Below are 21,027 nucleotides of genomic sequence, written 5' to 3'. Positions count from 1 at the left end.
TGACAAGACGAAGGTCGGCCCCGTCCTCGGGCGGGGCCGGCCGAGCGGAAGGGCAGGGCATGAACATCCACGAATATCAGGCGAAGGCGCTGTTGGGACGGTACGGTGTCCCGGTGCCGCGCGGCGGGGTGGCGTACACGCCGGAGGAGGCGGTTCGCGTGGCGGAGGGTCTCGGCGGCGGTGTTTACGTCGTGAAGTCCCAGATCCATGCGGGCGGCCGCGGCAAGGGCCATTTCAAGCAGGATCCGGCGGGCAAGGGCGGCGTCCGGGTGGTGAAGTCGGTCGAGGCGGTGAAGGCCGAGGCCGAGGCGATGCTGGGCCGGACGCTGGTGACGGTGCAGACCGGGCCTGCGGGCAAGGAGGTCGGGCGGGTCTATGTCGAGGAAGGCTGCGACATCGCCCGTGAGCTGTACCTGTCGCTGCTGGTCGACCGCAAGAGCGGCCGGGTGACGGCGATCGCGTCGACCGAGGGCGGCATGGCGATCGAGGAGGTGGCGGAAGCCACGCCGGAGAAGATCCTGACCATCGCGATCGACCCGGCGACGGGGCTGTCGGACTTCCACGCCCGCAAGGTGGCCTTCGGGCTGGGCCTGGAGGGCAAGCAGGTCGGCGCCGCGGTCGGCTTCCTGAAGAGCCTGTACAAGGCCTTCACCGAGCTCGACGCCGCGCTGCTGGAGATCAACCCGCTGGTGGTGACCGGGGCCGGGCAGATCATCGCGCTCGACGCCAAGATGGGCTTCGACGACAACGCGCTGTTCCGCCACCAGGAGATCGAGGAGCTGCGCGACGAGAGCGAGCAGGACCCGACCGAGACGGCGGCGGAGAAGGCATCGCTGAACTACGTCAAGCTGGACGGCAACATCGGCTGCATGGTCAACGGCGCCGGGCTGGCGATGGCGACCATGGACATCATCAAGCTGGAAGGCGGCGAGCCGGCCAACTTCCTGGATGTCGGCGGCGGCGCCACGCGTGAGCGGGTGACCACGGCGTTCAAGCTGATCCTGTCGGACCCGAATGTCGAAGGCATCCTGGTCAACATCTTCGGCGGCATCATGCGCTGCGACGTGATCGCCGAGGGCGTGGTAGAAGCCGCGCGCGAGGTGGCGCTGCACGTGCCGCTGGTGGTGCGCCTGGAAGGCACCAATGTCGAGCGCGGCAAGCAGATCCTGGCCGAGAGCGGGCTGCCGATCCTGTCGGCCGACGACCTCGGCGACGCCGCGACCAAGATCGTCCGTGCCGTGAAGGAGGCCGCATAATGGCCGTGCTCGTCGACAAGACCACCAAGGTGCTGTGCCAGGGCTTCACCGGGGCCCAGGGGACGTTCCATTCCGAGCAGGCGATCGCCTACGGCACCCGCATGGTCGGCGGCGTGACGCCGGGCAAGGGCGGCACCAGGCACCTGGACCTGCCGGTGTTCGACACCGTGGCCCAGGCGGTGGACCAGACCGGGGCCAACGCCAGCGTGATCTACGTGCCGCCGCCGTTTGCGGCGGATGCGATCCTGGAGGCGATCGACGCCGAGATCCCGCTGGTGGTGTGCATCACCGAGGGCATCCCGGTGCTGGACATGGTGAAGGTGAAGCGGGCGCTGGCCGGGTCGGGCACGCGGCTGATCGGGCCGAACTGCCCCGGCGTGATCACGCCGGGCGAATGCAAGATCGGCATCATGCCCGGCCACATCCACCGCCGCGGCAAGATCGGCATCGTCAGCCGGTCGGGCACGCTGACCTATGAGGCGGTGGCGCAGACCACGGCGGCGGGGCTGGGGCAGACCACCTGCATCGGCATCGGCGGCGACCCGGTGAACGGGACCAGCTTCGTGGACGCGCTGGAGCTGTTCCTGGGCGATCCGGAGACCGAGGGCATCATCATGATCGGCGAGATCGGCGGCGACGCCGAGGTGATGGGCGCCGAGTTCCTGAAGGCCAGCGGCACCAAGAAGCCCGTCGTGGGCTTCATCGCCGGGCGCACCGCGCCGCCGGGCCGCCGCATGGGCCATGCTGGGGCGGTGATCTCCGGCGGCCACGACACCGCGGACCACAAGATTGAGGCGCTGAAGGCCGCCGGCATCGCCGTCGCCGAATCCCCCGCCGATCTCGGTCGCACCATGATCCGGGTGCTGCGCGGCGACCGGGCGCTCGATCTGGCCGGCGCGGCGGAATGAACTTGGCCGGATGCTGCGGTGCAGCCACGATTCCGGCTTGTCACCTCGATTGAAACGTTCTTTGGTATGGGAAGTTCTGGATTTGGTATGCCAGAGGGCCGGCGATAACGGCTCCATAGAGAAGAAGACATAAACCGAGGGGAGGGGCAGCCGACAATGTATCGGCACCAGGGACATCAGCACCGCGACCTTCAGGTCCAACGCTGCACTCCCGCAAGCCCCTTCTCGAGGACGATGGCGTCCGTCACGGGCCGTTCTCCTCCGATTCCATGGGGTTGCCTCAACCGACATGCGAAGGACTGGGACGGAAATGCTGACTGAAAACACTGCACAAAGGGTACCGGCCATCAAAGGGCCGCTCGGGGGGCGCTGGCTCCAGCTCGCCATCGGCATCGTCTGCATGGCGATGGTCGCCAATCTGCAATATGGCTGGACCCTCTTCGTCGGCCCGATCGACGCCGCCCATCAATGGGGCCGGGCGTCGATCCAGGTCGCCTTCACCATCTTCGTCGTCACCGAGACCTGGCTGGTGCCGGTCGAAGGCTGGTTCGTCGACAAGTTCGGGCCGAAAATCGTGGTCCTGATCGGCGGCCTGCTCTGCGCCATCGCCTGGGCGCTGAACTCGGTGGCGGATTCGCTGACCCTGCTGTACGTCGCCGCGGCGATAGGCGGCGTCGGCGCCGGCGCCGTCTACGGCACCTGCGTCGGGGCGGCGCTGAAATGGTTCCCGGACCGGCGCGGCCTGGCGGCCGGCCTGACCGCCGCCGGCTTCGGCGCCGGGTCGGCCCTGACCATCGTGCCGATCGCGTCGATGATCAAGTCGTCGGGTTATGAATCGACCTTCATGACCTTCGGCCTGATCCAGGGCGGCGTGGTGCTGGTGCTGTCGTTCTTCCTGGCGGTGCCGGCCAAGGGCGTGCTGCCGCTGGCCAAGGCCAAGGTGGCGCAGACCCGGCGCGACTTCGCGCCGTCGGAGATGCTGAAGAGCCCCGTGTTCTGGGTGATGTACGTGATGTTCGTGATGGTCGCCGCCGGCGGCCTGCTCGCGACGGCGCAATTGGCCCCGATCGCATCGGACTTCAAGATCGGCGACGTGCCGGTCAGCCTGATCGGCCTGACCATGCCGGCCCTGACCTTCGCTCTGTCGATCGACCGGGTGCTGAACGGGGTCACCAGGCCGTTCTTCGGCTGGGTCTCCGACCAGATCGGCCGCGAGAACACGATGTTCATCGCCTTCTTCCTCGAGGCGGTCGGCATCGTGCTGCTGATGGAATTCGGCCGCGACCCGGTGCTGTTCGTGATCCTGACCGGGCTGGTGTTCTTCGCCTGGGGCGAGATCTACTCGCTGTTCCCGGCGACCTGCGGCGACACCTTCGGGTCGCGCTACGCGACCACCAATGCCGGGCTGCTGTACACCGCCAAGGGAACGGCCTCGCTGGTGGTGCCCTTCGCCAATGTCGCGGTCAGCCAGTTCGGCAGCTGGGACGTGGTGTTCATCTTCGCCGCGCTGGTGAATGTGATCGCGGCGGTGATGGCGCTGTTCGTGCTCAAGCCGATGCGCGCCCGGGCGCTCGAACAGTCGCGGGTGGAAGCCGATCGTGCTCCCGAAGGGGAACCACGCCTCGCCAACTGAAACCGGGCCGGGAGGTTCCCGGTGCCTGAGATAACCCCCAGGGAGGCGGGCTCGCTCGCCTCCCTTTTCTGTGTCCGCAAGGCATTACATCGCCCGCGGGAAGCTGGCCCAGGCCGGAGTGGCGGCCTCGGACTCGTCGACAGGGGCGGCACCGCCGAAACGGCCGTCCGGGCGGGACGCCATCGGCGTGGTGCCGGCGTCCGGGGTGGCGAAGCGGGTCGTGGCATAGGCCAGCAGAACGAAGCTCAGGCCGGTGCCAAGGACGAGAAAGGTCAGCATGGTTGCTCTCCTCGGTTCGTGTTGCACTGCACATATGGCAGCGCAACAGCAGGAGCGCAATGGAAACTGGTATACAAAATACTGAAGACAGTTTTGCATTTACGCATGGCTCGACCGTGGCGGGCCGCGCCAGCCATGCCGACGGTTCATGCCTGATGCCAGCCGAACAGTTCCATCGGTTCGGCGAAGCCTTTCAGCGGGTGCTGGCCGATGGAGCGGCTGCCCCGACGACCGAGCAGCGCCGTGAACCGCGGCGACATCAGCAGCGGGTGGCCGGTGGTGGCGCAGACGGTCTGAATCCGGCTGACCAGGTTGACGTCGCGGCCGATCACGGTGAAGTCCAGCCGGCCGCCCGACCCGATGTTGCCGTAGGCGACCTCGCCATGGTGCAGCGCGACGCCGGCGCTGAGCGGGGTGCCGGCCTGCGACACCGCGGCGATGCTGGCCAGCGCGTCATGGGCGGCGTCGAAGGCCGCGGCGCAGCCGGCGGCCGGCCCGTCCTCATGGTGGAAGAAGGCCAGCACGGCATCGCCCATGAACTTCAGGATCTCGCCGCCATGCGCAGTGATGGTCGGCACCACCTGGTCGAAATAGAGGTTGAGCCGGTCGACCATCTGGGACGCGGGCAGCCGGTTCGACAGCACGGTGAAGTCGCGCAGGTCGCACAGCAGCAGCGCGGCCTCCAGCGTCTCGACGTCGCCGCGCCGGATGTGCCCGGCCAGGATGCGCCGGCCGGTGATCGGGCCGACATAGGTGTCGAGCAGCGTCGCCTCGCCCCGGCGCAGCACGCGGACCTCGCAGGCGCTGCGCAGCGCCGGCAGGATGCGCTCGAACGCCGCCCGGTCGGCCGGCGTGAACCCCGACGGTCGCCGGGTGGCGAAGGCCACGGCGCTGGTCGGGCCCTGGCCCATCACCAGCGGCGCGACGATGGCGGCGACCAGGCCGCGGCCCCGGAAGAAATCCAGATCCTCCATCCCGGCCATCTCCTCCGGCGTGCGCAGCGACAGCCAGGCCCGGGCCTCGGTGGCCCGCCGGATGGGGTTGGTGGCGAAGTAGGGCAGGAGCTCGATCGAGATGTCGCGGTCGCGCAGCTCCACCGGCTCGCCCTCGGTCCACGCGGCGGTGCGGGCCAGGATCTGCGGGTGCAGTGTGCGCAGATGCAGGCTCAGCCGGTCGATCGGCACCCCTAGCGCGCGCAGCCGGCGGCCGAGCCCGGCCAGCATGTCGGCGTCATCGGCGTCGTGGCTTTCGTCGCCCGACAGCCATTCGATCAGCTCGGGCAGGCCTGGGGCGGGGTGGGGGGCTGGCTTGGGATCGGTCATGGCGGGCACGGGCGCGGAAGCATGGGCGACTATAAGAGCGCGACCGGGACGGCGGCCATCGTCAATCGAGACAGGGCAGGGGTGGGTATCCATCGGACCATTATTCCAGTTTCTGAAATCGGATCTTACAGAGGCCGATCATTATTCCAGTCGTCAGCGGTCCCTATGTCAGGCGCAGTCGACCCAGAGGAAGCCTAGCCATGACGATTCCTGAAACCACCCCGCGCCGAAGCCGGCGTTTCGCACTCGGCGCGATCGGCTCCGGCGCCGCGGTGCTGTCTGCCCTTGCGAGGACAAGGCCACTCTCTGCCGCCACCCCTTCAGCCACGGGGGCGCCCGTGACCTACGCCACGCAGAAGGTCGGAGACGTCGAGGTGTTCTACCGCGAGGCCGGGCCGGCGGATGCGCCGGTGCTGCTGCTGTTGCACGGCTTTCCCACCGCCGGCCACATGTTCCGCGACCTGATCCCGGCGCTGGCCGACCGTTACCGCGTCATCGCGCCGGACCTGCCCGGCTTCGGCAACACCATCGCCCCGCCGCGCGCGGCCTTCGAGTACAGCTTCGACACGCTGGCCGAGGTCATGGCCGGCTTCGTCGACGCGCTGGGGCTGAAGCGCTATGCCCTCTACATCTTCGACTACGGCGCCCCGACCGGGCTGCGGCTGGCGATGCGCTACCCCGAGCGGGTCACGGCGATCGTCACCCAGAACGGCAACGCCTATGTCGAAGGTCTGAGTCAGGAATGGGAGCCATGGCAGGCCTATTGGCGGAACCCGACGCCGGAGAACCGCGAGACCTGCCGGGCCTCGCTGTCGGATGACGCGATCCGCTTCCAGCACCAGCACGGGGCGCCCGCCGGGCGGGTCTCGCCCGACGGTGCAGCCCTCGACATGCACTACATGCGGCGGCCGGAGGCCGAGGAGGTCCAGCTCGACCTGATCCTGAGCTACCGCACCAATGTGGCGCTGTATCCGGCCTTCCAGCAGTATTTCCGCGACCGGCAGCCGCCGCTGCTCGCCGCCTGGGGCAAGAACGACGCGTTCTTCATCCCGCCGGGGGCCGAGGCCTACAAGCGCGACCTGCCGAAGGCGGAGGTGCACCTGCTCGACGCCGGCCATTTCGCGCTCGAGACCCATCACGCCGAGATCGCGGCCCTGATGCGCGACTTCCTGGGGCGCCAGGGGATCTGACCGGCGACGCAGGGCCGGCTCGGGGAGGGGGCGAGCGGTGGCTCGCCTCCCTTTCGGGTATCGTTGCGCCGGTCGCCGGAATGCCGCCACTTTCATGGCGTAGCCGTCGGGAGATCGGCCGGCGATGCATCATAGTGCTCCCGGCGCCCGGCTTCCCCAGGAGATCCCCCGATGACCGGACCGCGCATCCTGCTGTGCCTGTTGCTTTTGGTCTTTGGCGGTGGCGGTGCCCAGGCAGCGGACGGTTCCGCGCAGGCCTTCCTGATGGCGATCTACCGGCACTATCCCGGCAAGGTCGGGATGACCGGCCTGCCGCTCGACAGCGACGCCGACATCCGCCACTACTTCGAGCCGTCCCTGGCGACCCTGATGATCGAGGACCGCAAGGCGGCGGCCACGCGCGACGAGCCGCCGACGCTCGACGGCGACCCATTCGTCGGCGCCCAGGAGTGGGAGATCAAGGACCTCCACGTCTCGGTGGCCGAGGCTGGCGCCGACCGGGCCGTGGGCACCGTCGCCTACAAGAACTTCGACGTACCGGTCACGATCACGGTCGACCTCGTCCACACCGCCCAGGGCTGGCGGATCGGTGACGTGCATTGGCCCGACGGCACGCTGCACGGGCTGCTGACGGCAAAATAGCTGCGGGTCACCGGCGCGGCAGGGTACGATAAAGGGCCCTTATCAACCGGAGGCCGCGCGGTGGTCATCCGCCAGCTCGAATACCTCGTCGCCCTGGCCCGCGAGAAGCACTTCGCCCGGGCGGCCGAATCCTGCCACGTGTCGCAGCCGGCGCTCTCGACCGCGCTGCGCCAGCTGGAGGAGGAGCTGCAGGTCCCGATCGTCGAGCGCGGCCACCGCTTCCAGGGCTTTACCCGCGAGGGTGCCTGCGTGCTCGACTGGGCCAAGAAGATCCTGGCCGACCGCGACGGCCTGGCGCAGGAGCTGGCGATGCTGCAGCAGGGGCTGGCCGGCCGGCTGCGCATCGGCGCCGTGCCCTCGGCCCTGCCGATCGTATCGCAGATCACCGGGCCCTTCGTCCGGTCCCACCCCATGGTCACCGTCTCGGTGCTGTCGCAGACCTCGATCCAGATCGAGGCGGGGCTGGAGAACTTCGAGATCGATGTCGGCGTCACCTATCTCGACAACGAACCGCTGCGCCATGTCCGCAGCCTGCCGCTGTACCAGGAGGATTACATCCTGCTGATGCCGGCGGACCAGGCCACGGGATCGCGCCGCACCATCAGCTGGGCCGAGGCGGCGGCGCTGCCGCTGTGCCTGCTGACCCCGACGATGCAGAACCGGCGGATCATCGACGGCATCTTCCGTTCGGTGGGCCACACGCCGCGGGCGGCGGTGGAGACCGACAGCATCATCAACCTGTGCTCGCACGTCCGCTCCGGCCCCTGGTCCAGCGTCATGCCGCGGGCGCTGCTGCACCTGTTCGGCGTGCCGGCCGGCACCCGTGCGCTGCGCCTGGTCGACCCGGCGGCGACCCGCACTATCGGCCTTGTCATGGCCGACCGCGACCCGGCCTCGCCCCTGGCCCGCGGCCTGTTCGACACCGCCCGCGAGCTGGATCTCGACGCCGAGCTGCAGGCCACGCCATTGGCGTGAGGACGAGGCGGTTCGCTTGATAAGCGTTGTTTATCAATTCATCCGGCGTTTGAATTTGAATGCCGTATACAAGAACGTCCATCGTTGGCCACAGAGTGTATGGGCGGCAGGGCCGCGCGGACCGAAACCAGGGTGCTGGAAAGGTCCGCAACTCGGCCCGTCATGGTTCGACACCGTCGAGCCGCGGCACGTCGCCGGGTCCAACGAACCCGCAAAGGGAGTGGGACGAATGCCCGAGAGCCGGGGCTGGGACGCCGATCTGGCGCGTGATGTGATCGCATCGCACGGTGCGACCGAAGGGCCGTTGCTGCCCATGCTGCACGACCTGCAGTCGATCTTCGGTCATGTGCCGCGCGCGGCGGTGCCGCTGCTGGCCGACGCGCTGAACATCTCCCGTGCCGAAGTGCACGGCGTCATCACCTTCTACCATGATTTCCGGGCCGAGCCGGCCGGGCGGCATGTGCTGAAGCTGTGCCAGGCCGAGGCCTGCCAGTCGATGGGCGCGCGCGATCTGGTCGACCAGCTGCGCCGCCGCCTCGACATCGGCCTGCACGAGACCACCGCCGACGGCCGCATCACGGTCGAGCCGGTCTACTGCCTCGGCAACTGCGCCTGCGCCCCGGCGGCGATGGCCGATGGCGAGCTGGTCGGGCGGATCGACGCCAAGCGGCTGGACCGTCTGGTCGACACGATGGAAAGCTGGGGGGAGGCCGCACGATGAAGGTCTTCGTTCCCCGTGATGCCGCCGCCCTCTCCGTCGGCGCCGAAGATGTCGCCCGGGCGATCGCGGCCGAGGCCGCTTCCCGTGGCGTCGAGGTCCAGATCATCCGCAACGGCTCGCGCGGCCTGTTGTGGCTGGAGCCCTTCGTCGAGGTCGAGACGCCGGAAGGGCGCATCGGCTACGGCCCGGTCGAGGCCGAGGACGTGCCGGGGCTGTTCGAGGCCGGATTTGCCGAGGGCGGCGCGCATGCGCTGCGCCACGGCCGGCCGGAGGAAATGCCCTATCTCGCCAAGCAGCAGCGCCTGACCTTCGCCCGCTGCGGCATCACCGACCCGCTGTCGCTGGACGACTACGAGGCGCATGACGGGCTGAAGGGCCTGCGCAACGCCCTGGCGATGGATCCGGCGGCGATCGTCGAGGCGGTCACCGCCTCCGGCCTGCGCGGCCGCGGCGGCGCCGGGTTCCCGACCGGGATCAAGTGGCGCACCGTGCTGCAGGCCCAGGCCGACCGCAAATACATCGTCTGCAACGCCGACGAGGGCGACAGCGGCACCTTCGCCGACCGCATGATCATGGAGGGCGACCCCTTCCTGCTGGTCGAGGGCATGATCATCGCCGGCATCGCCACCGAGGCGACCAAGGGCTTCATCTACATCCGCTCGGAATATCCGCACGCCATTGCGACGATGAATGCGGCGATCGACATCGCCTATCAGCGCCGCGTGCTCGGCCCCAGCGTGCTGGGCAGCGGCAAGCGCTTCGACCTCGAGGTTCGGGTCGGCGCCGGCGCCTATATCTGCGGCGAGGAGACGTCGCTGCTGGAAAGCTTGGAAGGCCGCCGCGGCATGGTCCGGCCCAAGCCGCCGCTGCCGGCGCTGAAGGGCCTGTTCGGCCGCCCGACCGTGATCAACAACGTGCTGTCGCTGACCACCGTGCCGATCGTCCTCGACAAGGGCGCCGCCTTCTACGCGGAATACGGCACCGGCCGGTCGCGCGGCACCCAGCCGCTGCAGCTGGCCGGCAACGTCAAGCGCGGCGGGCTGATCGAGGTCGCCTTCGGCCTGACCCTGCGCCAGCTGATCGAGGAGTTCGGCGGCGGCACCGCCAGCGGCCGGCCGTTCCGTGCCGTCCAGGTTGGCGGCCCGCTCGGCGCCTATTTCCCGGACGAGCTGCTGGACACCTCGCTCGACTATGAATCCATGGCGGCGAAGAAGGGCATGCTCGGCCATGGCGGGGTGGTGGTGTTCGACGACCGCGTCGACCTTGCCGTCCAGGCCCGCTTCGCCATGGAGTTCTGCGCGATCGAAAGCTGCGGCAAATGCACCCCGTGCCGCATCGGCTCGACCCGCGGTGTCGAGACCATCGACAAGATCATCGCCGGCCGCGATGTCGGGCGGAACGTGACGCTGCTGGAAGACCTCTGCGAGACCATGCTGGACGGGTCGCTCTGCGCCCTCGGCGGCCTCACCCCCTATCCGGTGCTCAGCGCCCTGACCCATTTCCCCGATGATTTCGACCGAGCGCCGGCCACGGCGCAGGCTGCGGAATAAGGAACGCTCCCATGGCGCTCGTGACGGAACAGGATTTCGGCACCCCGGCGCGGCTCTCGCCGACCCTGGTGACCCTCGAGATCGACGGCCAGATCGTGACCGTGCCCGCCGGCACCTCGGTGATGCGGGCGGCGGCGGAGGCCGAGACCGCGATCCCGAAGCTGTGCGCGACCGACAGCCTGGAGCCGTTCGGCTCCTGCCGGCTGTGCGTCGTCGAGATCGAGGGGCGGCGCGGCACCCCCGCCTCCTGCACCACTCCGGTCGAGCCGGGGATGAAGGTGCGGACCCAGACGCCGAAGCTGGCGAAGCTGCGCCGCAACGTCATGGAGCTCTATATCTCCGACCATCCGCTGGACTGCCTGACCTGCGGTGCCAACGGCGATTGCGAGCTGCAGGACATGGCCGGCGTGGTCGGCCTGCGCGAGGTCCGCTACGGCTATGACGGCGCCAACCACCTGGTCGGCGAGAAGGACACCTCGAACCCCTATTTCACCTTCGACCCGACCAAGTGCATCGTCTGCTCGCGCTGCGTCCGGGCGTGCGAGGAGGTGCAGGGCACCTTCGCCCTGACCATCGACGGGCGCGGCTTCGCCTCCTTCGTCTCGGCCGGCCAGGACGACGGCTTCAAGGAGAGCGAATGCGTCTCCTGCGGCGCCTGCGTCCAGGCCTGCCCGACCGCGACCCTGATCGAGAACACCATCATCGAGGCTGGCCAGCCCGAGCATTCGGTGGTGACCACCTGCGCCTATTGCGGCGTCGGCTGCGCCTTCACCGCCGAGATGCAGGGCACCGAGGTGGTGCGGATGACGCCGTACAAGGACGGCAAGGCCAACCACGGCCACAGCTGCGTCAAGGGCCGCTTCGCCTGGGGCTACGCCACCCACAAGGACCGCATCACCAAGCCGATGATCCGCAAGCAGATCACCGACCCGTGGCGCGAAGTGTCGTGGGAGGAGGCGATCGCGTATGCCGCGTCGGAGCTGAAGCGGATCCAGGCGACCTACGGCCGGGATTCGATCGGCGGCATCACCTCGTCGCGCTGCACCAACGAGGAGACCTTCCTCGTCCAGAAGATGATCCGCGCCGGCTTCGGCAACAACAATGTCGACACCTGCGCCCGGGTCTGCCACTCGCCCACCGGCTACGGCCTCGGCCAGACCTTCGGCACCTCGGCCGGCACCCAGGATTTCGACAGCGTCGACGAGACCGACGTGATCATGGTGATCGGCGCCAACCCGACCGACGCCCACCCGGTGTTCGCCAGCCGGATGAAGCGCCGGCTGCGCCAGGGCGCCCGGCTGATCGTGGCCGATCCGCGCCGCATCGACCTGGTGAAGTCGGCTCATATCAAGGCCGACCACCACCTGCCGCTCAAGCCCGGCACCAATGTCGCCATCGTCAACGCCATGGCGCATGTGATCGTGACCGAGGGGCTGGCCGCGGACGACTACATCCGCGAGCGCTGCGATCTCCCGGAGTTCTCGCGCTGGGCCGCCTTCATCGCCGATCCGCGCCATTCGCCGGAGGCGGTGGAGAGCCTGACCGGCGTGCCGGCGGCCGAGGTGCGGGGGGCGGCGCGGCTCTACGCCACCGGCGGCCGCGCGGCGATCTATTACGGCCTCGGCGTCACCGAGCACAGCCAGGGCTCGACCATGGTCATGGGCATGGCCAACCTCGCCATGCTGACCGGCAACATCGGCCGGCGTGGCGTCGGCGTGAACCCGCTGCGCGGCCAGAACAACGTGCAGGGCGCCTGCGACATGGGCTCCTTCCCGCATGAGTTCACCGGCTACCGCCATGTCTCCGACACGAACACCCGGCAGCTGTTCGAGGCCATGTGGGGCGTGCCGCTCTCGGCCGAGCCCGGCCTGCGCATCCCGAACATGCTCGATGCCGCGGTCGAGGGCACCTACAAGGGCATCTACATCCAGGGCGAGGACATCGCCCAGTCCGACCCCGACGTGAAGCACGTCACGGCCGGCCTGGCGGCGATGGAATGCGTCATCGTCCAGGACCTGTTCCTGAACGAGACCGCCAGCTACGCCCATGTCTTCCTGCCCGGCTCGTCCTTCCTCGAGAAGGACGGCACCTTCACCAATGCCGAGCGGCGGATCAGCCGCGTCCGGCGCGCCATCCCGCCCAAGGCCGGCTATGCCGACTGGCAGGTGACGATGATGCTGTCCGAGGCGCTGGGCTACAAGATGGGCTACACCCATCCGAGCGAGATCATGGACGAGATCGCCCGCACCACCCCGACCTTCAAGAACGTGTCCTACCAGCGGCTGGAGGAGCTGGGTTCGGTGCAGTGGCCGTGCAACGACGCGGCGCCGGAAGGCACCCCTATCATGCACATCGACCGTTTCGTCCGCGGCCAGGGCCGGTTCATGATCACCGAGTTCGTGCCGACCGACGAGCGCACGGGGCCGCGCTTCCCGCTGGTGCTGACCACCGGGCGCATCCTCAGCCAGTACAATGTCGGAGCCCAGACCCGGCGCACGGACAATATCGCCTGGCATGACGAGGACCTGCTGGAGATCCACCCGTCCGACGCCGAGAACCGCGGCATCCGCGACGGCGAATGGGTGGCGCTGCACAGTCGGTCGGGCGAGATCAGCCTGCGGGCCAGGATCTCCGACCGGATGCAGCCGGGTGTCGTCTATACCACCTTCCACCATGCCGAGACCGGCGCCAACGTGGTCACCACCGACTATTCCGACTGGGCCACCAACTGCCCGGAATACAAGGTGACGGCGGTGCAGGTGCGGCGCGTCAACCATTTGTCCGACTGGCAGGTCGGCTATCATGAGATGCGCGAGAAGACGATCCAGATCGAACGCCCGCGCGACGCGGCGGAGTAGGGCATGGCTCTCCCCCCCACCGATCTTCCGGCGACCGATCTGCGGCTGCCGGCGCGGCGGCTGACCCATGACGACCGGGTCACGGCGGTGCAAGAGGCCGTGGCCGCCGAGGTGCCGGTGGCGCTGGTCTACAACGGCATCTCCTATGCCGTGATGATGGCGTCGCCGGCGGATCTCGAGGATTTCGCCCTCGGCTTCAGCCTGACCGAAGGCCTCGCCGACACGCCGGCCGACCTGACGGTGCAGGAGGTCGTGGCCGATGACGAGCGCGGCATCGAGGTGCGGATGGCGCTGCGCGGCGAGCATTTCGCCCAGATGCTGCAGAAGGTGCGGAACATCACCGGCCGCACCGGCTGCGGCATCTGCGGCACCAGCGACCTCGACACCCTGCACGGCCGCAAGCGGCAGAACCCGAAGCCGATCACGGTGGAGCGGGCGGCGATCCGCACCGCACTGGCCGATCTCGACCGGTTCCAGGACGTGCGCAGTCGCACCGGCGCGGTGCACGCCGCGGCCTGGGTCGACGCCCGAGGCCGGATCAGGCTGGTGCGCGAGGATGTCGGCCGCCACAACGCGCTCGACAAGCTGGTCGGCGCCCTGGCGCGGGCCGGGATCGACGGCGGCCAGGGCTTCTGCCTGATCACCAGCCGCTGCAGCTTCGAGATGGTACAGAAGACGGCGGCGGCGGGCATCCCGCTGCTGGTCGCGATCTCGGCGCCGACCACGCTGGCGATCGACACGGCGCGGGCGGCGGGCGTCACCCTGGTGGCCTTCGCCCGTGGTGACGGCATGACCGCCTACACCGATTTCTCCACGTTGCTTCCAGCCAAGGTCGAGGCGGCATGAGCTCGGACAAGATCATCCGCATGGCGAACCAGATCGCCATCTTCTTCGCCTCCTACCCGCAGGAGGAGGCGGTGGCCGGGGTGCGCAAGCACATCAAGGATTTCTGGGAGCCGCGGATGAAGGAGCAGATCCGCGGCCACGTCGCGGCGAAGGACGCTTCCCTGCACCCGCTGGTGGTCGAGGCGATCGAGACCCTGCCGCGCTGACGCCGCAGGCCTTCGACGGCGCAGGCCGTCTCCCGATCGGACCGCGCGCTCCCTCCCTCTCATGATGCCGGTCGAAGCGACCCGGACCCGTGGTGGCGCCCCGGGCCGTTTGGTCGTGTCCGGCCGTTCCCGCTCCTGTCGCCATGACGTCGGCCGACGGGCATCGGTGTCGGATTGCGTCGGCAGATCGGGGTGCCCGCGAAGCTGGGTCAATATCACATCTGTAATATTTTGAGTTTCAATTGTAACTCTCCCAACAAATTCATTTAAATTGCCGAACGCAACAAATAATTAACAACATAATATTTCCGATTGATGGTGGATCTTACTAAATATGACGCAATGCTTTCGATGATCCGTATATTTCCTACCGGGGGTGCCAATGAGTAAAAGCGAGGTGCAAGGGCAGGGCGCCGCCACCTGGCAGGACGCGGCCTGGGCGGCCCTGGAGGTCATCGCCGCTTCGGTCGATGCGGCCACGGGAACCCAGTTCCACGCCAATCAGATCCGGCAGGGCGGCGAGGCCGTCCTCAAGGGCGGGCAGCAGCTGGACAAGAAGAGCTCGATCAAGCCCAACCCCCGTTTCGCCGCCGCCGGCCTCGGCAACGCGCCGAGCCCGGTGACCGCGGCCTATCTGAAGTCGCGGGCGTGGAAGAGCATCGGCGGCACGGTCGTCAGCGCCGCTGGCGGCGCCGCCACCGCCGTCACCGTGGTCAACGCTCCGGGCATTGCGCGGCACGGCAGTTCCCTGGGCTCGACCGGCGCCCATCTGGCGAATATCGGATCGATCGCCAAGGCGTCGATGAATCCCGTCGTCTCGGACTGGTGTAAGGTCATCATGGCGATGAAGTCGGCCAAGCTCGGGACCCGCGCCCTGGAGACCGCGTCTTCCGCGATCCCAGGGTCGATGGTGCCGGTGGCCGGGCCGGTGCTCAAGATCGTCTCGACGATCATGAAGCTGCCGATCAAGCACAAGACGGCGGCGATGTGCTACGCCGCCGCCGTCGAAATCCACTGGTCCGCCTACCGGGAGCAGTATGGCGGCGGCAGCGGTTCATTCCTGCAGATGGGCGGCAAGAAGCTCGACACGGCGGCCGGCACCGCCTCGAAAATCTTCCAGGAGCTGTTCACCCGGCGCGGCATCACGGCCGTCTTCGGGGCCTATGATGTCTCCGCCATCGTCGGCGAACCCGGCGGCTGGCTGGCCCTGGGAGACAAGATCGCGCTGATGTAGCCGCCCCGCGCTCCGAACGGCCGCCGCCCCGCCCGCATCCGGGTGGACGGAGGACTGCGCCGGACTATGATGGCCGCCGGGTCAGCGCCGGGGTCTGAATGGGGTCCATCACCGCGTCGGTCAAACGCTACGAGGTCTGGCTCGGCGAGCAGCTGGGGCGGCAGCTGGTGCAGGCCGACATCGACCGCAAGCACCGCCGGATGGAGGAGAGCGATTTCCTCTTCCTGCGCGCCACCTGCTTCCGCTGGACCGAGACCGTGCACGAGCTGTGCCCCGACCTGATGGACGCTCCGCGCGTGGCCGCGGTAGGTGACGCCCATATCGGCAATTTCGGGCTGTGGCGCGACGCCGAGGGGCGTCTGGTCTGGGGCGTGAACGATTTCGACGAGGCGGCGGAGACGCCCTATGCCTTCGACCTAGTCCGCCTCGCCACCAGCGCGCTGCTGTGGCGTGGCCGCGACCGCTCGATCTCGGCCGACGAGATCTGCGCTGCGGTGCTGGGCGGGTATGTCGAGGGCCTGAGGACGCCGGGCGCCTTCGTGCTGGAGCGGCATCACCTGTGGCTGCGCGACCTGGTGTCGGCGACCGACGAGCGGCGCGGGGAGTTCTGGGCCAGGCTGGAGCAGCTACCGCGGGCGGCCCCGCCGCGCGGCTACCGCGAGGCCCTGGCAGCGGCGATGCCGGAGCCGGATCTGGCCCTGGTCATGGCGCGCCGGGTCGCGGGGGTCGGCAGCCTCGGCCGGCCGCGCTGGGTCGCCATCACCGATTGGCGCGGCGGCCCGGCGGCGCGCGAGGCCAAGGCGCTGCTGCCCTCGGCCTGGTCGCTGATCCAGGGCGGCGACCGCAAGAGCCGCTTTGCCGAACTCACCTCCGGCAAGTACCGTGTGCCCGACCCCTGGCTCAAGATCAGGAAGGGCATCATCGTCCGCCGCCTGGCGCCGAACAGCCGCAAGCTGGATGTCCCGGAACTCGGCGACCTCGGCCTGGTCCGGCGGCTGCTGTCCGCCATGGGGGTCGAGCTCGCCAACCTGCATTCCGCCCGCCGCTCCCGCGCCCGCGCGATCGCCGCCGATCTCGAAAGCCGCAAGCCGGCCTGGCTGCGCGACGCGGTCTGGCGGGTCGCCGAGGCCACCCGCCAGGACCGCGTCGCCTGGCGCGCCCGGCGCTGACAGTGAAGAGGCCCTGCCGTGACGGCCTCGCTCCCTGCCGGCGCCAGCGTCGAGGCAGGCCCCGGCGGTGATCGACGCGGGCTGAATCCGCCATCGCCCCCCCCATATGGGAGTGTTGGGACTCCTGCCGATCACCGACACTTTTGATTGTCGCCCCGGCTTCGGTCGGGGTGGCCGGCGAAATGCTTCGCCGGACTGACTCCATTGCTCCACTTCAGGCCGGCCCGCGCCGCAACCGGGCCGGCCTTCTTTTATTTCACGATTCGGTGTGGCGGGAGGACGCAGGTTGCGCTCTCCGGAGGCCAGCCATGCCGTTTTGGTCTGGTGACGGGGGTGAACCGGACCCAGCGCCTGCCGACATAGTGCGATGCAGCGAAACACGGCGGCGGGACTGCAAGCCTCGACGCCAAGCGTGTGGGACCTGCGATATGGGGGGCCGAACAGGCAGGCAGGCGGGGCGATCGCACCGCCCAGCACCCCATCGGCCGCTCAACCGACTAGGAGCATTCCAATGTCTGCCAAGAACACCCTGCTGTCGGCCGTGGCCGCCGCCGTCGTCCTCACCATCGGTGCCGGCGCGGCCTCGGCGTCGACCCGGTTCCACATCCCGGAGCACAACACCTTCCCGACCTCCTGGGCCCAGGCCCAGACGGGGAACTATCCCAATGCGGTGAGCCACCGCTACAGCGCCCCCGCCGGCCAGGTCCTGCGGCCGGGCCAGACCCAGAAGACCACGAACTTCTGAGGTCCATCGCGATCGGCAAGCGGGATTGGGGGTCGGGCGAGGGACCCCCAATCCCGCTTGCCGCGCCGATGCCCCCTATATCGGCCATTCACCGGGCAGGTCGGGTTCGGCCTCGAGCTGAAGCTGACCGCGTGGCTTCTTGGAATTCGGCGTCGATCTCCAGACGTCGGATCTGATGCGAGTCGGTCTGCAGGGCGCGGGGATCCGGTCCACAAGCATTCCGACTTGCGGGCTAGAGCCCCATCGCCCGCTGGATCGCCTGGGTCAGGTGGGCCCTGAGCGCCGCCTCGGCGGCGTCCGGATCCCTGGCCAGGCAGGCCTCGAAAATCTCCAGATGCTCCGCCATCGTCCGCCGCACCTTCGCCGCGGAGTAGGCATAGAGGTGATCCAGGCGGATCAGCCGGATGTAATCCTGCGTCTGCAGGAATGCCTTGCGGAGGAGCGGGTTGTCGAGCGCGTCGATCGCGCCGAGATGCAGGCTGGCGTCGACCTCCTCGATCCGGCGCGCCAGGTCGCGATCGACATCTCCGCCTTCCACCCAGCCGATGACCTCACGATGCTGCGCGATCATGGCCTCGATCAGGTCGCGCGGCGCCGTCTCGGCGAAGTGCCGGATGGCGGGCGTCTCGAGGAAGAGGCGTAGTTGGTACGAATTGCGGACCAGCGCCAGGTCTGGCTTGGCGATCTCGATGCCCGCGCGGGCCCGGATCGTCACCAGCCCCTCCGCCTGCAGCACCTGCAGCGCCTCCCGCAGGGGCCCCAGCGGCGAGCCGACGATCCCGACCAGCTCCGCCTGTGACATGAAGGCGCCGGGCTGCAGCCTTCGTTCGAACAGGGCCTCCTTGAACCGCTCATAGGCGACGCGACTGAGATTCGGCGCGACCTCGGCGCGAAGCGTCGATGGGCGTTCGTCGGATGACCGTCTCAGGGGGCTGCTCATTTGACTGATGATTCAATTGGCACGTATAGAAATATCTGTTATCGAAGTTGATATATCAATAGCCGTCACGCAAGGCGGCGCATGGAGGAGCCCAGGATGCGGCTGACCGATTTCACCCTGACCCGGTTCCAGTTCGCCCGCGACCGGGTGATCGGGGACAGCCAGGTTCGCATCGCCCAGGCGCATATCGGCGTGGTCGAGCTGCACACCGACGATGGGCGCACCGGCACGGGCTTCTTCCACAGCCTCTTCCATCCGCTGCCGGCGCTGACCGAGATCGAACGGATCTTCGCCGAGGAGGCGTGGTCCGGCCTGGCGGGACAGGCGCCGGCGGGGCTGATCCACCGCGTCACCCGGCCCCGCGGCGGCAACAGCCGCCGGACGTCGCTCGCCTTCGAAGAGGCGGTGGCCCAGGCGCTGTGGGACCTTGCGGCCAAGGAGGCCGACCTGCCGCTCTACCGATACCTCGGCGGCAGTGATCCCAAGGTGCGGGTCTATGCCAGCGGCCTCGATTTCCACCTGACCGACGACGAGTACGCCTCCCTGTTCCGGCAGGCGCGGGACCAGGGCTACCGCGGCTTCAAGATCAAGGTCGGCCATCCCGACATCGAATGGGATCTCCGGCGCCTGGCGTTGGTGGCCGAGATCGCCAAAGGCCATGGGCCGATCATGATCGACGCCAACGAGGCCTGGTCGCCAAAGGAGGCGATCCGGCGGCTCGACCAGTTCCGACGCGCGGGCTTCGACATTCTCTGGGTCGAGGACCCCTGCCTGCGCGACGACGTCGATGGCCTGCGAGAGATCCGCCTGGCCGCGCCGCATGTCCTGGTCAACTCCGGCGAATATCTCGACCTGCGCGGCAAGCGCCGGCTGCTGGAGGGCCGCGGCGCCGACCTTCTCAACGTCCACGGCCATATCGGCGACGTGATGAAGGCGGGCTGGCTGGCGGCGGAGCACGGCGTCCCCGTGACGCTCGGCAACACGTCGCTGGAGATCGGGGTCCATCTGGCCGCCGCGCTGCCCGAGGCCGATTGGCTGGAATACTCGTTCCAGAACTATAACCACCTGGTCGAGGAGCCGATCGCCATGCGCGATGGCTATGCCTTCGCGCCGGACCGGCCGGGCCATGGCCTCGTGCTGTCCGCCGGGGCCCGGGCCGGAGCGGCGCCGCAGGTGCTGCGGCCGGAGGAGCTGCCGCCACCCCCGGCGTCGACGCCGATCAGGCTCTCGTTCTGACCAGATCCAAGAACACAAAAGCAGGGGAGGACATGTCATGCTCGTCGATCGGCGCACATTGCTGCAAACCGCCGCGGCCGTCCCGGTTCTGGCGCTCGCGCCGCGCCTCGCCCAGGCGGCACCGGAAGGCCGCATCAACTACTGGCACCACCTGACCAGCGAGAGCGAGTTCAAGGGGCTGGAGGCGGTGATGGCGCTGTTCCAGCAGCGCTATCCCGGCATCTCGCTGACCCAGGAGAACATCCCGAACCCGGAATACATGTCGAAGATCACCGCGGCGGTGGTCTCGGGATCGAAGCCGGACACGGCGATGGTGATCGCCGAGCGGGTCAACGACATGGTCGGGATGGGCGGGCTCCTCGACATCACCGACCGGATCAAGGGCTGGGACAAGGCCGCGGGGTTTCCGGAGGACCGGTGGAGCGGAGCGAGCGTCGGCGGCAAGATCTACGGCGTCCCGGCCTTCACCTTCGTCGACTGGATGTATTACCGGAAGGACTGGTTCGACGAAGCGGGCATCAGCGGCCCTCCGAAGACCATGGCCGAATTCCAGGACGCCGCGATCAAGCTGACCGATCCCGCGAAGGGGCGCTATGGCTTCGGCCTGCGCGGCGGGGCCGGCGGCTACGCTTTCGTGATCGACACGATCGAGAGCTTCGGTTCGCCGATCGTCGTCGACGGCAAGCCGGCGATGGACAAGCCCAAGGCCGTCGAGGCGGTCACCTTCCTGTCCGAGTTGTTCACACGGCACAAGGCCTGCCCGCCGAGCGCCCCCAACGACAGCTACCGGCAGATCATGGAGGCGTTCAAGACCGGCCAGACCGCCATGGTCTGGCACCACACCGGATCGCTCGCCGAGATCTCCGGGGCGATGAAGCCGGGCCAGTTCATGACGGCGGTGCGCCCGGCGGGTCCTGCCGCTCACATCGCGCGGCTGACTTATCTGTTCAACGGCTTGATGTCGGATGCCAACGCCGAAGCGGCCTGGGCGTGGATCGCCTTCTGGGCCGAGCCCGACGCGGCGATCGCGTTCCTGGAGCAGACGGGATACTTCCCGGCGTCGCCGGCGACGGCGTCGGACAGCCGCATCACCGGCAACCCGCTCTACGGCGCCGCGGTCGAAACCACCAAATTCGGCCGCCTGCCGCCCAGATTCATCGGGTCCGCGGGGTGGGACGACAATGTCGTGCTTCCCGAATTCCAGAAGGTTCTGGTGGGCCGGAGCACGCCGGAAGCCTGCGTCGACGCCCTGATGGCCGGCCTCGACGCAGCCCTGCAATAGCGGCCGGAGCAAAGGCGGTGGCCATCCCGCAGCAC

19 protein-coding genes are annotated in these 21,027 nt (G+C 68.6%); 16 read left to right on the top strand and 3 right to left on the bottom strand.

The window, feature by feature from the left end:
- The first annotated feature begins 59 nt into the window (after positions 1-59).
- The 3 genes from sucC (at position 60) to oxlT (ending at position 3,797) form a co-directional block, all read left to right on the top strand.
- A complete protein-coding gene (gene sucC, locus E9232_RS34335) occupies positions 60-1,256 on the top strand; it encodes an ADP-forming succinate--CoA ligase subunit beta (protein WP_309801838.1) in 1,197 nt (398 codons plus the stop codon).
- Complete coding sequence (sucD, locus tag E9232_RS34330) at positions 1,256-2,164, top strand: succinate--CoA ligase subunit alpha (protein ID WP_309801837.1); 909 nt, start codon at positions 1,256-1,258, stop codon at positions 2,162-2,164. Before sucC ends, sucD begins: the two co-directional genes overlap by 1 nt.
- A gap of 310 nt (positions 2,165-2,474) precedes the next feature.
- The gene (gene oxlT, locus E9232_RS34325; protein WP_309801836.1) at positions 2,475-3,797 is read left to right on the top strand and encodes an oxalate/formate MFS antiporter; all 1,323 of its coding nucleotides are present in this window, start codon (positions 2,475-2,477) and stop codon (positions 3,795-3,797) included.
- An 84-nt stretch (positions 3,798-3,881) separates the two neighbouring features.
- Here the strand turns inward: oxlT and E9232_RS34320 are convergent, their stop codons facing one another.
- A complete protein-coding gene (locus tag E9232_RS34320; RefSeq protein WP_309801835.1) occupies positions 3,882-4,076 on the bottom strand; it encodes a hypothetical protein in 195 nt (64 codons plus the stop codon).
- Between the two features lie 146 nt (positions 4,077-4,222).
- A complete protein-coding gene (locus E9232_RS34315) occupies positions 4,223-5,398 on the bottom strand; it encodes an adenylate/guanylate cyclase domain-containing protein (RefSeq protein WP_309801834.1) in 1,176 nt (391 codons plus the stop codon).
- Positions 5,399-5,736: 338 nt separating this feature from the next.
- Between E9232_RS34315 and E9232_RS34310 the strand changes: the two genes are divergently transcribed.
- The 11 genes from E9232_RS34310 to E9232_RS34260 all read left to right on the top strand — a co-directional run bounded on the left by E9232_RS34310 (position 5,737) and on the right by E9232_RS34260 (position 17,534).
- Positions 5,737-6,588 (top strand): alpha/beta fold hydrolase, encoded by an 852-nt coding sequence (locus tag E9232_RS34310; RefSeq protein WP_309801833.1) that lies wholly within the window; start codon positions 5,737-5,739, stop codon positions 6,586-6,588.
- Between the two features lie 171 nt (positions 6,589-6,759).
- Entirely contained in the window at positions 6,760-7,230 is a 471-nt protein-coding gene (locus E9232_RS34305) for a DUF3828 domain-containing protein (RefSeq protein ID WP_309801832.1), read from the top strand.
- A gap of 60 nt (positions 7,231-7,290) precedes the next feature.
- Positions 7,291-8,205 (top strand): LysR family transcriptional regulator, encoded by a 915-nt coding sequence (locus tag E9232_RS34300; RefSeq protein WP_309801831.1) that lies wholly within the window; start codon positions 7,291-7,293, stop codon positions 8,203-8,205.
- A gap of 229 nt (positions 8,206-8,434) precedes the next feature.
- Positions 8,435-8,926 carry a formate dehydrogenase subunit gamma gene (locus E9232_RS34295; protein ID WP_309801830.1) on the top strand — a complete coding sequence of 164 codons (492 nt, stop codon included), beginning with the start codon at positions 8,435-8,437 and terminating at the stop codon, positions 8,924-8,926.
- Positions 8,923-10,476, top strand: a complete 1,554-nt coding sequence (locus tag E9232_RS34290) for a formate dehydrogenase beta subunit (protein WP_309801829.1) — start codon at positions 8,923-8,925, stop codon at positions 10,474-10,476. The genes E9232_RS34295 and E9232_RS34290 overlap by 4 nt, the downstream gene beginning before the upstream one ends.
- 11 nt (positions 10,477-10,487) lie before the next feature.
- The gene (gene fdhF / locus E9232_RS34285; RefSeq protein WP_309801828.1) at positions 10,488-13,334 is read left to right on the top strand and encodes a formate dehydrogenase subunit alpha; all 2,847 of its coding nucleotides are present in this window, start codon (positions 10,488-10,490) and stop codon (positions 13,332-13,334) included.
- Positions 13,335-13,337: 3 nt separating this feature from the next.
- Positions 13,338-14,180 (top strand): formate dehydrogenase accessory sulfurtransferase FdhD, encoded by an 843-nt coding sequence (gene fdhD / locus E9232_RS34280; protein ID WP_309801827.1) that lies wholly within the window; start codon positions 13,338-13,340, stop codon positions 14,178-14,180.
- Positions 14,177-14,386 (top strand): formate dehydrogenase subunit delta, encoded by a 210-nt coding sequence (locus E9232_RS34275; RefSeq protein ID WP_309801826.1) that lies wholly within the window; start codon positions 14,177-14,179, stop codon positions 14,384-14,386. Before fdhD ends, E9232_RS34275 begins: the two co-directional genes overlap by 4 nt.
- Before the next feature lie 382 nt (positions 14,387-14,768).
- Positions 14,769-15,620, top strand: a complete 852-nt coding sequence (locus tag E9232_RS34270; RefSeq protein WP_309801825.1) for a hypothetical protein — start codon at positions 14,769-14,771, stop codon at positions 15,618-15,620.
- A gap of 98 nt (positions 15,621-15,718) precedes the next feature.
- Positions 15,719-16,789, top strand: a complete 1,071-nt coding sequence (locus E9232_RS34265; RefSeq protein ID WP_309801824.1) for a DUF2252 family protein — start codon at positions 15,719-15,721, stop codon at positions 16,787-16,789.
- A gap of 511 nt (positions 16,790-17,300) precedes the next feature.
- Entirely contained in the window at positions 17,301-17,534 is a 234-nt protein-coding gene (locus E9232_RS34260) for a hypothetical protein (protein WP_309801823.1), read from the top strand.
- A 232-nt stretch (positions 17,535-17,766) separates the two neighbouring features.
- On the opposite strand, the gene E9232_RS34255 is transcribed toward E9232_RS34260, so the two are convergent.
- Positions 17,767-18,474 carry a GntR family transcriptional regulator gene (locus E9232_RS34255; RefSeq protein ID WP_309801822.1) on the bottom strand — a complete coding sequence of 236 codons (708 nt, stop codon included), beginning with the start codon at positions 18,472-18,474 and terminating at the stop codon, positions 17,767-17,769.
- 96 nt (positions 18,475-18,570) lie between these two features.
- Here E9232_RS34255 and E9232_RS34250 point away from each other — a divergent pair, with 96 nt between their 5' ends.
- Both E9232_RS34250 and E9232_RS34245 read left to right on the top strand, forming a co-directional pair.
- A complete protein-coding gene (locus tag E9232_RS34250; protein ID WP_309801820.1) occupies positions 18,571-19,710 on the top strand; it encodes a mandelate racemase/muconate lactonizing enzyme family protein in 1,140 nt (379 codons plus the stop codon).
- Between the two features lie 37 nt (positions 19,711-19,747).
- A complete protein-coding gene (locus E9232_RS34245) occupies positions 19,748-20,992 on the top strand; it encodes an ABC transporter substrate-binding protein (RefSeq protein ID WP_309801819.1) in 1,245 nt (414 codons plus the stop codon).
- Positions 20,993-21,027 lie beyond the last annotated feature (35 nt).

It is taken from the genome of Inquilinus ginsengisoli (genome assembly GCF_031453975.1).
GTDB classification, from domain to species: domain Bacteria; phylum Pseudomonadota; class Alphaproteobacteria; order DSM-16000; family Inquilinaceae; genus Inquilinus; species Inquilinus ginsengisoli_A.
This window is presented reverse-complemented; position numbering and strand designations above follow the sequence as displayed.